This window comes from Streptomyces sp. NPDC087787, assembly GCF_044743035.1.
In the GTDB taxonomy this organism is placed as follows: Bacteria; Actinomycetota; Actinomycetes; order Streptomycetales; family Streptomycetaceae; genus Streptomyces.
The window spans coordinates 321701-333808 of record NZ_JBIUVQ010000004.1 but is presented as its reverse complement, the minus strand read 5'-3'; the positions used below and the strand labels follow the sequence as shown (position 1 = coordinate 333808).

General features: G+C 73.1%; 10 protein-coding genes and 1 pseudogene. 4 read left to right on the top strand and 7 right to left on the bottom strand.

The window, feature by feature from the left end; translation table 11 throughout:
• Positions 1 to 200: 200 nt before the first annotated feature.
• The 4 genes and pseudogenes from ACIOWN_RS09430 to ACIOWN_RS09415 all read right to left on the bottom strand — a co-directional run.
• A pseudogene (locus ACIOWN_RS09430) lies at positions 201 to 1169 on the bottom strand (glycosyltransferase family 2 protein); the annotation flags it as partial.
• On the bottom strand, positions 1166 to 1996 hold the full coding sequence (locus ACIOWN_RS09425) for a glycosyltransferase family 2 protein (protein WP_401981324.1): 831 nt from the start codon (positions 1994 to 1996) through the stop codon (positions 1166 to 1168). The gene ACIOWN_RS09425 and the pseudogene ACIOWN_RS09430, both read right to left, overlap by 4 nt.
• Before the next feature lie 393 nt (positions 1997 to 2389).
• Positions 2390 to 3484, bottom strand: a complete 1095-nt coding sequence (locus tag ACIOWN_RS09420) for a GNAT family N-acetyltransferase (protein WP_362346784.1) — start codon at positions 3482 to 3484, stop codon at positions 2390 to 2392.
• A gap of 1 nt (position 3485) precedes the next feature.
• Positions 3486 to 3911 (bottom strand): hypothetical protein, encoded by a 426-nt coding sequence (locus tag ACIOWN_RS09415; protein ID WP_362346786.1) that lies wholly within the window; start codon positions 3909 to 3911, stop codon positions 3486 to 3488.
• Between the two features lie 259 nt (positions 3912 to 4170).
• Between ACIOWN_RS09415 and ACIOWN_RS09410 the strand changes: the two genes are divergently transcribed.
• Entirely contained in the window at positions 4171 to 4980 is an 810-nt protein-coding gene (locus ACIOWN_RS09410; RefSeq protein ID WP_362346787.1) for an SGNH/GDSL hydrolase family protein, read from the top strand.
• A 106-nt stretch (positions 4981 to 5086) separates the two neighbouring features.
• On the opposite strand, the gene ACIOWN_RS09405 is transcribed toward ACIOWN_RS09410, so the two are convergent.
• The 3 genes from ACIOWN_RS09405 to ACIOWN_RS09395 form a co-directional block, all read right to left on the bottom strand.
• Positions 5087 to 6595 carry a nickel transporter gene (locus ACIOWN_RS09405; RefSeq protein WP_362346789.1) on the bottom strand — a complete coding sequence of 503 codons (1509 nt, stop codon included), beginning with the start codon at positions 6593 to 6595 and terminating at the stop codon, positions 5087 to 5089.
• On the bottom strand, positions 6592 to 8331 hold the full coding sequence (locus ACIOWN_RS09400) for a tetratricopeptide repeat protein (RefSeq protein WP_401981320.1): 1740 nt from the start codon (positions 8329 to 8331) through the stop codon (positions 6592 to 6594). Before ACIOWN_RS09400 ends, ACIOWN_RS09405 begins: the two co-directional genes overlap by 4 nt.
• 124 nt (positions 8332 to 8455) lie before the next feature.
• A complete protein-coding gene (locus tag ACIOWN_RS09395; RefSeq protein ID WP_362346792.1) occupies positions 8456 to 10015 on the bottom strand; it encodes a DUF4331 domain-containing protein in 1560 nt (519 codons plus the stop codon).
• Positions 10016 to 10223: 208 nt separating this feature from the next.
• Here ACIOWN_RS09395 and ACIOWN_RS09390 point away from each other — a divergent pair, with 208 nt between their 5' ends.
• From ACIOWN_RS09390 to ACIOWN_RS09380, 3 genes are all read left to right on the top strand, one after another.
• Positions 10224 to 10766: a sigma-70 family RNA polymerase sigma factor gene (locus ACIOWN_RS09390; RefSeq protein ID WP_362346794.1), complete on the top strand. Its 543-nt coding sequence runs from the start codon at positions 10224 to 10226 to the stop codon at positions 10764 to 10766.
• Positions 10763 to 11575 (top strand): anti-sigma factor, encoded by an 813-nt coding sequence (locus tag ACIOWN_RS09385; protein WP_362346795.1) that lies wholly within the window; start codon positions 10763 to 10765, stop codon positions 11573 to 11575. The genes ACIOWN_RS09390 and ACIOWN_RS09385 overlap by 4 nt, the downstream gene beginning before the upstream one ends.
• Positions 11576 to 11690: 115 nt before the next feature.
• Positions 11691 to 11957, top strand: a complete 267-nt coding sequence (locus ACIOWN_RS09380; RefSeq protein ID WP_362346797.1) for a hypothetical protein — start codon at positions 11691 to 11693, stop codon at positions 11955 to 11957.
• Positions 11958 to 12108: the final 151 nt, after the last annotated feature.

The window sequence follows — 12108 nt, the reverse complement described above, 5'->3', positions numbered from 1 at the left end:
ACGGCAGATCCCTTCTCGTCCTGAGCGGCCGTCCCGCTGGGCGGGCACTGCGCGGCCCTTCTGTCCAGCGGTGCCTTCGGGGTGGTCGTCCCGCTCGGCGGGGATGGCGTGGCCCCTTCGCCCGGCGGCGTCCGCGTGGGCGTCGCCCTGGACGGGGGCCGGGTGGTCCTTCCGTCTGGTGGGGTCCGTCCCGTCCGGGGCACCGAGAAGGCCGGGTCGGTTCGGCGGGCCCTCACGGTGCCGACGGCGTAGCCGCTCGCGGCGGTGAGTACGCCGGCGACGATCGCGCCGGCGCGGCCCGCGGCGCCCGGGCGGGCCAGCAGGGCGTCCCGCAGCCCGCGGGCCAGACCGGCGGGCAGTACCCGGGTGGTGTAGCGGCGCTCGGACTCGAGGCCCTTGGCCGCGCCGACGCTCAGCGCGACCAGCGCCTTCGACAGGCCCTCGGCGTAGACGCGGGTGCGGAAGTAGCGGAAGTGCTCGCGCGCCTCGGGCACCCGGTGGTGGATGACCGCCCGGTCGTCGATCAGGAGGACCGCGTCCGGCCGGGCCCGGGTGAGCCGGATGCACAGCTCCGTCTCCTCGCAGCCCAGTGGCCGCTTGTCGCCGTCGCGGCCGATACCCGTGGCGAAGCCGCCCGCCGCGTCGAACGCCGTACGCCGGAAGGAGGCGTTGCCGCCGAGCACGTTGCGCACCCGGACCCGGCCCGGCGGCAGGCCGCGGTAGGTGCAGCCCACCACCCAGTCGAACTCCTCGGGGAACCAGGCCGGCCGGCGGCCCGACGCCCAGACCGGGACCGTCCGGCCGCCGACCGCCATCACGCGCGGGTCCGAGTACCCCTCGGCGAAGTGCCGCAGCCAGTCCCGCTCGGCCACGGCGTCGTCGTCGAGGAAGGCGACGACCTCGCCGCGGGAGGCGGCGATACCCGTGTTGCGGCCGGCGGACAGGCCGCGCGGACCCGCGTTGGCGAGCACCCGCACCTCGCCGCCGCCCAGGTCCTCCGCGTACTCCTCGGCCAGCCTCTCCAGCAGTGCCGGGTTGTGGTCCACCACCAGGAGGATCTCCAGGGCCGGCCGGGACTGCGCCCGCACCGAGGAGACCGCCGCGAGGATGTCCTCCCAGCGGTCCTCGGTGTAGACGCAGATCACGACGGAGATGCCGAGACCGCTCAAGACGCCTCTCCCCGCACCGCGTCGAGCATCGGCGACCGGCGGATCCGGCGTGCCTCGCGGCGCAGTTCGCGCCGGTTGGAGCGCTCCTCGAGGATCACCCTCAGCACGCGCAGCCCGTCCCGCACGGCACGCAGATTGCTCATGCCATGGATGCGCAGGTACTCGTGGCTGGGGATCTCCTGCACCTTCAGCCCGGCCTTGACCACTCTGATGTTCATCAGCGTCTCGACCTCGAAGCCGGTGCAGTCCAGCTCGATCTTGTCCAGGCAGTGCCGCCAGAACGCGTTGTACCCGTAGCACAGATCGGTGTAGCGGGCGCCGAACTTCCTGTTGACCACCGTGCACAGGGCCCAGTTGCCGAGCTTGCGGATGAAGGTCATGTCGTCGGTGCCGCCGCCGTTGGCGAACCGGGACCCCTTGGCGAAGTCCGCGCCCGAGACCAGGGCGGAGACGTAGGAGACGATCTCGCCGCCGTCGGCCGAGCCGTCCGCGTCGACCATCACGATGATGTCGCCGGTGCACTCCTCGAAGCCGGTGATCAGGGCATCCCCCTTGCCCTTGCCGCGCTGCCCGACGACCTTCACCTCGGGCCACAGAGCCCGGGCCACCTCGACGGTGTCGTCGGTGGAGTTGCCGTCCACGAGCACCACTTCGTGGATCCAGTCCGGAAGCGTCTTGAAGACGTAGGGCAGGTTCTCCGCCTCGTTCATGGCGGGGATCACCACGCTCACCGGCGGGGTGATGGCCAAGTGCGAGGAGATGGGCCGGTATTCCGCGGCGAGCGTCGGATCCTGTTCCGACGAAGGCGAGCGCAGAACGGAACTCATGAGTGGTGTTCCCTCTCGTCCGGCGGACCGCCCGCCCCTCGGGCGGCCCGGCTGTGTATCCGGTTCGAAAGGGGGGTTGATCACCCGGGGCGCGCCGGAACGGTTCTGTCGGACACGCCGGGTGAGCTGGCAAAGCTGTCCGGCGTGCCGCGGAACGGCAGCCGGTCGCGCGGCACGGCTCGGTCACACCTGCGGTCACCGAGCACGGCACCCCCCTACCGCGCTCCGCGCCAGAACGTCCCGGCCCCTGAGCCCTCCCCTTGAGCCGCTTGCAGACGGTCCGATGCGGGTGAGATGTACGACGGTATTGACGATTGCACCAGTATGGCAAGACCTGGAACCAAGTCTCACGTTTTTGTTGGTTTTGCCGTAACGCGACCCTGTGTGTGCTGTTCAGTGCCTGGAGCGGATTTGTCCGATGCGCTTCAGAGCCCGATCCGCGGGCTCGAACAGCTCCGGCCGCGACAGCACCGCGTTGCGCAGCGCCCGGACCGGGGCGCGGCGCGCCCGGTGTCCGACCGCCACCGGATGACGGCGTGTCACCCAGCCCTCGGACACGCTGAGTTCGCGTGTCTTCAGGGAGTCCTTGTACTCCTTCTGGCCCCGGCCGAGATCCAGGTACGCGATGCCGTCGGCGGCAGCCGCCTCGGCCATGCGCAGATGCAGGATCAGTCCCGGGGAGAACTTCGCGTACGCCGGGTCGTAGGCCGGGAACCAGCAGGCCAGCACCCGTTCGGTGCGCAGTCCGAAGTGGGCGGCGACCGGCCGGCCGTCCGCGTACAGCACCGACAGGATGCCCGCGAAGGGGTCCGAGCGGGTGTGGAAGAGCCGCGTGACCAGGCGGCTGATCCACTCGGACGCGAAGCGGTCGCTGCGCCCGGTCCGCCGGTACTGGGCGGACTTCCAGGCCATCAGCCGGCGCAGTGCGGCGGGGTCGCGCTCGTCGTGGACGTAGCGCACCGGGCCCGCGTCGCGGCCCAGCTTCCGCTCCTTGGCGAGCGTGGTCCGGGTGAACTTCGGTGAGCGGTCCCGCAGTTCGCGCAGATAGGTGTCGTACCCCTGGTCGACGTCCATGACCGGGGACGGGAAGGTGCCGGAGGCTCCCGCCTCGAACGGCTCCTGGCCCGCCACCAGGTGGTCGAACTCCCAGACGGCCAGCGAGCAGGCTCGCAGCAGCTCACGGGCGTCCCAGGTGTAGCCGGGCCGGTGGACCAGGCCCTGGCAGTCGGAGACGCCGAGCCCGACGGCCCGGCCGACGCCTGTGGCCGATCTCTGGAACGGGAAGAACGCGGCGGGCTCGCCGTCCTCGCGGACCACCGCGATCCGCACGCCGCGTCTGCACCGGCCCACCGCGAGCGCGAACTCGGGGGACAGGAAAGGGTTCGCCAGCTCCTCCGCGCCGTGCAGATGAGCCTTGGACTGCATCGCGGTCCACGCCGCCCGGTCGGCGGCCGTCAGCTCGCCGGGGCGGTACACGCTGATGTCCACGTCAGGAGCCCTGTCTTCTCGCCGTACGGCCGCGCCCGCGCCGCACCAGAACCAGCAGGAGAACGAGGGAGCAGAACGCGGTGACGGCCAGCAGTCCGCCGCCGACGGACCACCGGTGCACGGCCAGCATCCCCTGGGCGACCAGCATGTCGAGGGCGACCGCGCCCGCAAGCGAGACGAGCGCGCGACCGAAGGGATCCAGCCCGCGCAGCGCGGCGGCGATGGCCGCGGCCGGCGCCGCGAGCAGGAAGAACAGCGTCAGCGGGCCGCGCAGTGGGGAGCCGGAGCCGGTGAGCGCGAGCAGCGCGCCGAGCCCCCCGGCCGTCGTCGCGGCGCCCGCGAGCAGCGGTGTCAGGTCCCTCCCCGGCCCCGGCCGCGCCCGCTGTGTGCCCGGTGTCGCAACTGACTTGATGCGTATGGTCTGCATTGGCGACTTTGCCCCCCGAAGCGCCGGATGCCGGGCTTCAATGTCGCGCAGCCCCGCTGCCGCGTCAAGATGCGGACGCGGCCGTACGGGTTCACGCGCGCCCGCACGCCCCTCTCGAGCGTCCGGTTCCTTACCTTCCAACCCGCTTGTGTCACAACGGATTTCATTGATCGTTGAAAAGTTTTGGCATGGACACTTCCAGTCAACACGCGTAGCTGCTACCACGGTTACGGCAGAGATCCTGCTAAAGGGAGGTTCTATGAGACGAAGTTCCCGAATTTCCGCCTATGTCGGCTCTCTCCTCCTGACCATCGGCCTCGCCCTGACCGGGGCGACGACGGCGCAGGCGTCCCAACTGGCGGCGAACGGGCCGTATGTGGCCCTCGGCGACTCCTACTCCTCCGGTGTGGGCGCCGGCAGCTACATCAGCTCCAGCGGCAGTTGCAACCGCAGTACGAACGCGTACCCCTACCTGTGGAACGCCGCCCACTCCCCGTCCTCGTTCTCCTTCAACGCCTGCTCGGGCGCCAGGACCGACGACGTGCTGGCCAACCAGCTCGGCTCGCTCAACTCCGCCACCGCCCTCGTCTCGATCACCGTCGGCGGCAACGACGCGGGATTCTCCGACGTCATGACGACCTGTGTGCTGCAGTCCGACAACGACTGCATCTCGCGGATCAACACCGCCAGGGCGTACGTCGACTCGACGCTGCCCGGCAAGCTGAACAACCTCTACTCGACGATCAGCGCCAAGGCCCCCAACGCGCGCGTGGTCGTCATCGGCTACCCCCGCTTCTACCTGCTCGGACAGCTCTGCCTGGGCCTCAGTGAGGCCAAGCGCTCCGCCATCAACGGCGCCGCCGACTACATCGACGCCGCCACCGCCAAGATCGCCGCGAACCACGGCTTCGTCTTCGGCGACGTCCGCGCCACCTTCACCGGCCACGAGATCTGCTCCGGCAGCTCCTGGCTGCACAGCGTCAACTGGCTCAGCATCGGCGAGTCGTACCACCCGACGGCGGCCGGCCACTCCGGCGGCTACCTCCCGGTGTTCACCAAGGCCGCCTGACCCACCGTCACCACCAGGCCTTCTTCCCGGCCCGAAGCGGAGACTCCCGCCCGCAGGGGTCTCCGCTTCGGGCCGATCCGTTCCAGGACCCCCGGACGACGATGGCTCAGCCCAGCGCCGCCACCGCCCCCTTGAGCATCAGCCCGGTTCCCAGCGCGACGACCACGCAGGCCGATCCGAGCGGCGCGGACCTGCGCACCAGGGCCGCCGCCGGGCCCGCGGTCCAGCGGGGCCGCCCGTCCAGCAGCCGGTTCATCCCGCTGCCCAGCCTGACCACGGCGAACCCGGCCGCGGTGAGGGTCAGGGCGAGCCCGACGCCGTACGCCACCACGAGCAGCAGCCCGAACCAGGCCTGCCCCATCGCCGCCGCGCCCACCAGGACCACCACGGCGGACGGACTGGGCACCAGCCCGCCGGCGAAACCCAGGAGCAGGGTGCCGCGGAGCGTGGGGACGGCGGGGTGGGTGTGGGTGTGGCCGCCGTGGGTGTGTTCCAGGCCGTGGGTGTGGTCGTGGTCATGGCTGTGGGTGTGCCCGTGTCCGTGACTGTGCCCATGACCGTGGCTGTGCCCGTGGTCGCGGTGGCGCCAGGCGCGGCGTACGAGGGCGGCGCCCCCCAGGGTGACCAGAACGCCGCTCGCGATGCCCAGCCAGGCGATCACCGAGGGCGCGGCCGCGGAACCGGCGGCGACCAGCAGCCCGAGGGCGACCACGCCGAGAGTGTGCGTGACGGTCACCGAGGCGGCCAGCGGCAGCACGTCCCGCAGGCGGGCCCGGCCGCCCCGCGCCGCAGCCATCGCCGCCATCACGGTCTTGCCGTGACCAGGGGCCAGGGCGTGCAGGGAGCCGAGCCCGACCGCGACGGCCAGGGCGAGGGCGGCGAAGCCGAGGGTGAGGTCGTGCCGGGCGACCAGGTCGTCCAGGGCCCGCGTCCAGCGGTCGGCGCCGCGGGGCAGTACGGAGGCGGCGGGCGCGTCGCGCCGGTCGTCGGCGAGCGCGGGGCCGCCCGGCCGCACCCGCAGGGACGCGCCGGCGGTGTCGGCGGGGGAGGACAGCAACCGCGCGGGATAGTCGGTCAGTTCACGGGACACGGAGATCGTCGGAACGTCGGACGCGGTGAGCGTCATCCGGTCGCCGCGTGCCGTGATCTCCCGCCAGCCGGGCCCGGACGCCGCCTCCGCGCCCCGGAAGCCGACGGCGACGGCGGCGGTGGCGTCCTCGGGCAGCGGCGCGCTCAGCGCGCACTCCACCCGGAGGGTGTCGAGTCCCGCCTGGCCGGGGCGCACGCGCGCCTGGCTGCTGTGCGCGGTGAGCGCGACCGTGCCCCCGTCGACGGTGACGGCGCTGTCCCGTGCGGCCTTCTCGCACCGCTGCCGGGCCCACGCGGCGAGGCCGATCCGCTCGATGTCCGGCTTGGCCTGGGTCGCCGGGATCTCGGCGAGGTCCTCGACGTGTTCCACGCGGAGCGCGCCGGGGGAGGCGACCAGTCCGTCGTAGCGGTTGACGGTGAAGTTCCCGAGCGGGTGGGCGCCGGCTGCGCCGGCCGGGACGAGGACGAGCGCGCAGGCCGCGGTGAGGGCGGCCGCGGCGGCGCGGAGCGTACGGAGGTGCTTCACCGGGCCGCCTCCAGGGACTTCAGGGCCGTACGCGCCGCACGGGCTGCCGGCGGGGAGAAGCCCGGGTTCAGCCGCAGGGCGGCGGTCAGATGGGTGCGGGCGGCGTCGTCGTGGCCGGTGGCGCGCTCGATCATGCCGCGGTGGTAGAGGAACGCGGCGCTGCGGTAGCCGGTGGCCGTGGCCTGCCGGGCGTGGGGAAGGGCCTCCTGGGCGCGGCCGTTGCGGTACAGCGCCCAGGCGAGCGCGTCCGCGGTGTGCACGGTGTGCCGGCGGGCCCATTCGGCGCGGGCCGCGCGCAGCGCCGCCCCGGTGTCGCCGTGGTCGGCCGCCGCGAGCGCGGTGTCGAGGTCCGCGTTGACGCCGCCCGCGCGGGCGAGCGCGATCCAGGCGTCCACGAGGGCGTACTGGTTCTCCGCCTTCGCCCGGTCCCCGGCGGCGGCGCGGGCCTCGTACAGCTCCCCGAGATCGACGAGCGGACCGGGCAGCGGGTAGCGGGAGACGACGTCCTCCAGGTCCCTGACGGCGTCGGCGCGGTCACCGCTCGCCGCCCGGGCGCGGGCGCGGCCCTCCAGGGCGGGCAGGTAGCCGTCGTCGGCGGCCAGGGCCCGCGCGTAGTGGCCGAGGGCTTCCTTGTACTCACCCTGGTTCCAGGCGAGCCGGCCGAGCTGGGTGGCGACGTAGGCGATGTCGCCGCGGGCGGTGGCGGAGGCGAGCGCCTGCTCGAGGACGCGGCGCGCGGTGGTGACGTCGCCGCGCAGTTCGCGCACGTAGGCGTAGCGCGCGAAGACCGGTACGCCCGGGCGCCGGGCGTCGGCGGTGTCGGCGGCCTCGGACGCCTCGTCGTACCGGCCGAGTTCGACGAGGGCGTCGATACGGGAGCACAGGGCGCGTTCGCTGTAGGGGTTCTGCTTCAGGGCCCGGTCCGCGTAGGACAGGGCGCCGGCGAAGTCGTGCCGGGCGGCGGCGAGGGCGGCGCGGCCGGCGAGGGCCTGCTCGTTTCCGGGCGCCAGCTCCAGCGACCGTGCCAGCGCCTTCTCGGCCTGCGGGTACCGCGCGGGGTCGCCCTTGGTCCGCGCCTCCTCGACGTAGGCGAGCCCGAGGGCGGCCCATCCGCCGTGGTCCTTGGGCTGCGCCCGCAGATGTGCCTGAAGGGACGTCACGTCGGCGCCGCGACTGTTGCCGACGAACGGTTCCGGCGCACCGGCCGCGTGGCCGGCCGCCCCACGGCCGTCCCGCGCCGCCCCCACGGCCAGGGCGCTCCCGGTCATGACCACGGCCAGCAGCACCACCATGCCGGCCATCGGCCCCCACCGCCGCCGACGCCTCTTCCCGGCGCCGCGCCCAGCCAGGGGTGCCGGAGCGGTGACGGTGTTGCCGTGGGGGTCTTCGGCCCCGCGTTCCCGCGCGGCGGCGGGGGTGCCGTCCTGCGAACCTCCGGCCTCGCGCTCGGCGGGGGCGGCGGGAGCGTCGTCGCAGGGGCCTCGGGCCCCGCGATCCCCGGCGTGCCCGGGGGCGTCGTCCCGCGGGTCTCCGGCTCCGGGATCTCCGTCCCGCGGGTCTTCGGCCCCGCGCTCCGCCGGGGCCGTGGGGGTGTCCTCGTGCGGGTGTTCGCGGTGGTCCTCCCTCGGCGGGGCCGCCGGGACGCGGTCGTGCTCCGGGGGTTGGGGTTCCGCAGGCGGCGTGGGGCCCGTGGCGTGTTCGTCGTTCGGTGGGGTGGGGTCGTCGCGCCGGGCCATGCCCTCTCCTTGGTCGCCTCAGTGGTCCGGGCCGTGTCCCAGGTACGGCCGTGGGGTGGGCGGCGCGGCCCGCGTCGTGGGGGACGGGTGGAACGCGGACCGCGCCGGTCGGTGGGGGCGTGGGTCAGTACGCGCGCTGCGAGCGGCGGCGCCACCAGGACAGGCCCGTGCCGATCAGCAGGACCCCGGCCGCTCCCGCGGCCGCCGAACCGGCCATCAGCATCGTGTCGCCGGAGCCGCCCTTGGGCCGCAACGCGTCGGCCAACCCGCTGCGCACGTCCGCGCTCGTGCCTCCGGCGGCCCGTGCCTGCGAACCGGACGCCGGCTCGGCCACGTACGGGAAGGAGTTCTCGAACTCCTGGTCGTTCGCGTCGACCCCGTCGCTCAGGTCGTTCTTCGCGCCGAGCAGCGCGCCCTCCATCACCAGGAGCGCGGCGTCGATCACGTCGTCGGTGAGCCGGCGGCCGTTCGGGAAGCCCGCGGTGTCGCCGTCGAGGACGCCAAGACGCTTCGGGTGCGGGCTCGGCGCGATCGAGGTGTTCAGCCGCAGCTGCTCCGAAGGCCTCACGTACGGTGGCTGGTTGAGGTCCTTCACGCCCTTGAGGAACACCTCCACGAGATCGTCGCGCGGCTCGGCGGGCGCCTTGATGTCGTAGATCTGCTCGATGAGCTTCGGCAGCTCGGGATGGGTGACGTTCCCCAGGAACCGCGCGTCGCCGTCCGGCGAGGACGCGTTGAACGTGTCCTTGTCCTTCTGCGGGTTGACGACCTCGTTGACGAGCGGGTTGCCCAGGCGCGAGACCTGCGTGAAGCCGCCGCGGGCGTTCTTGCGCTGCGTCGTCGACCAGATGCCCACGACCGGCTGCCCGGCCGACTGGCGGATCAGGTCGTTCGGCACCTGGAGGGCGATCGTGTTGACGTTGTAGCCGGCGAGCGTGTCGTTGCCGACCTCGGACAGGTCCCCGCCGTACAGCAGGTCGAAGACGCGCAGGTCCGCGAAGAACGGGTCGTCGGCCTGCCCGGCGAACGTCGCCGCGCCCGCCGCCGTCCGGTGGACGGCCTGCTTGCGAAGTTCGCCGTAGTCCGGCATCGACGCCTTGCCGACGTTCGACGGTGCCACCGGCACAGCGTCCGCGAGGCGTGTCCTGGACACCTGCCTGTGGTGGCGGAACTTGATCAGGTCGACGTCGTAGGTCTGGGTCACGTTCAGGTTCGGGTCGTCCAGGCTGTGCACCGGACCCGTGTTGTAGAGGAACGTGTTCTTGTTCTTGACGTGCGTCCGGAACGTGTACCGGAAGACCAGGTCGCTCTGCGCGTCACCGTCGTTGTCGATGTGCAGGTCGTACTGGGCGTCGTCCGCGAACGTGTAGAAGTTCGGACCCCCGGCCGGCTCCTCGAACGGTATCCAGTTCGCCACGACGGTCGTCGTGTCGGGCTTGTCCGGACTGACGAACGCGTACAGGTCCGTGTTGTCGTACTGCGGTGTGCCCGAGACGAGCGGCGCCTCCCGGTGACTGGAGGCCGCGGCCCGCCCGGGTTCGAGCACGGCCGTGCCGGCGGCCGCGAGACTCCCGGCGGCCAGCGCGCCGCAGAGGAGAGAGGCGAGGCCTCTGCGTCCCTCCCCGGGAACCGAACGCCTGGGGGCGCCCCCGCCGCGCCTGGGGAGACTGGGGAAACTTGTCATGCCGATCCGTCCTCAGTGCCGACTTGCCTGTCGCATGGGGATTCGGAGACCGGGCCGGTCCGGATGGGTCCGTCGCCGGATTTCTTTTCTTCCGGTCCGACCCGCGTTTTCGGCCCGCCGATCCGTACCTCATCCAAGGGGCGCGCACGCGGCGCGCCCCGCGTGCGCGAGGACGGGCCCACTGCGGCCGGCGGAGAGGGGACGGCGGGTGGAGGCGGACGAGCTTCTGGTGCTCGTGGCGGGGGGCGACCACAAGGCGTTCGAGGAGCTGTACGGGCTGGTTTCCGGGCCCATCTACGGCCTGGTGCGGCGCGTGGTGCGCGACCCGGCCCAGTCCGAGGAGGTCGCCCAGGAGGTGCTGCTCGAACTGTGGCGATCCGCCCCGAGGTTCGACCCCGGACGGGGCAGCGCCCTGTCCTGGGTGCTCACCCTCGCCCACCGCCGCGCCGTCGACCGGGTGCGCAGCGCCCGCGCCGCGGGCGAGCGGGAGCAGCGCGAGGCCGCGCGCGCCGCGTCGCCCGCCTTCGACCACGTCGCCGAGGAGGTCGAGGCCGGCCTGGAACGCGAGTGGGTACGGCGCTGCCTGGACCGCCTCACCGCCCTGCAACGCCAGTCCGTCACCCTCGCCTACTACGACGGCTATACGTACCGTGAAGTGGCCGAGCGGCTGTCCCTGCCGCTGGGCACGGTCAAGACGCGGATGCGCGACGGGCTCATCCGGCTGCGTGAATGCCTGGGATGTGCCGCATGAGCCTGCTCGACCGCCTGCTGCGCCGCGAGGACCCGCACTCCCTCGCCGCGCCCTACGCCCTCAACGCGCTGGAACCGGCCGAACGGGTCCGCTTCGAGAAGCACCTGCGGAACTGCCCCGCGTGCGTCGCCCAGGTGCGGGCCCTGGCCGAGGACGCGGTGCGTCTGGCCCGGTCCACCGCCGTACCGGCGCCCGCCGCGCTGCGCGAGCGGGTGCTGGCCGCGATACGCGACATCCCTCAGGATCCCGCGCCGGCGCGGGAGCGCACGCCCCAACTGCCACCGCACGTCTGGGGCACCCGGCCGCCGCCCACGCGCACCCGTGCGCCCCGGCCGCGCCCCCTGTTCGTTCCCTTCGCCACGGTGACGGCCGCCGCGGCCCTCGTCGTCGCGGCGCTCTTCGCCGTCCAGGCGAACCGGACCCAGGAAGAGCTGGCGGCCCAGCGGAACCGGGCGAGTGAGATCGACCACGTGCTCGCGGCGCCGGACACACGGGCCGCCACCAGCCTGGACGCGCAGGGCCGCAGTATCGGAGTGATCGCTTCCGCCTCTCGGGGACGGGCCGTGGTGACCCTGGGCGGGTACGCGGACCCGCCCAGCGGCCGCGTGCGCCAGCTGTGGCTCATGCGCCCCGGCGCGCCACCGCGCTCCCTCGGCCTCTTCGCGGATGACACGCCCCTGGTCGTCGTGGGTCTCACCCGGTCGGCTGCATCACTCGCCGTGACAGTGGAACCCGACGGGGGGTCACCTCAGCCCACTACGCAGCCGATTGTTCAACTCGCCTTGAAATCTGTCGGATTCGGAGAGTAATCGTCAACACCCCTCCAGGGAAGGTGAATCCTGGCACCTCGATACACGAGTGCCCCAACGGGGCGATAGGGTTACCCTGCCCGGGCCGGGTGGACTCGTACGGGTGGGGAGTGACATGGAGCAGATAACAGTGCGCAGCAGGGCCAGGATCCCTGCGATCACTTGCGGGAGCAGCGCGACCAGCTCGCGTCTCGACCGCCATCTGTCGGTGCTGGCCGGCCCAGCCGTGCCGCAGCGGGAGACGGTCGAGGCGACGTCGCTGATGCGCGAGCTCACCGCACGTGGTCCGCACGACCGCACGGGCAGGCGCGCCCGGGTCCACCGCGTGTCGCTGTTCGCACCGCTGCGCCGGCTGCGCCGCTCGCTGTTCGGCGCCCGCTGAGTCCCGGCCGGCGGCCCCCAGGCCCGCTCGTCTCCCGTGTTCAGGCCACCACGCCGTCCCGGCGCGGCGCCGCGATCCCGCCGTCCGTCATTCCCGCGGCACGCCGGCGCCCCGGTGTGCTGATCAGAGCGCGGGTACGTCCCCGTGCCCG

Bases quoted from the DNA above. Each gene is read 5' to 3' on its own strand.
- ACIOWN_RS09395 (WP_362346792.1), bottom strand. From the start codon at position 10,015: ATGACAAGTTTCCCCAGTCTCCCCAGGCGCGGCGGGGGCGCCCCCAGG.
- ACIOWN_RS09400 (WP_401981320.1), bottom strand. From the start codon at position 8,331: ATGGCCCGGCGCGACGACCCCACCCCACCGAACGACGAACACGCCACG.
- ACIOWN_RS09385 (WP_362346795.1), top strand. From the start codon at position 10,763: ATGAGCCTGCTCGACCGCCTGCTGCGCCGCGAGGACCCGCACTCCCTC.
- ACIOWN_RS09415 (WP_362346786.1), bottom strand. From the start codon at position 3,911: ATGCAGACCATACGCATCAAGTCAGTTGCGACACCGGGCACACAGCGG.
- ACIOWN_RS09410 (WP_362346787.1), top strand. From the start codon at position 4,171: ATGAGACGAAGTTCCCGAATTTCCGCCTATGTCGGCTCTCTCCTCCTG.
- ACIOWN_RS09380 (WP_362346797.1), top strand. From the start codon at position 11,691: ATGGAGCAGATAACAGTGCGCAGCAGGGCCAGGATCCCTGCGATCACT.
- ACIOWN_RS09425 (WP_401981324.1), bottom strand. From the start codon at position 1,996: ATGAGTTCCGTTCTGCGCTCGCCTTCGTCGGAACAGGATCCGACGCTC.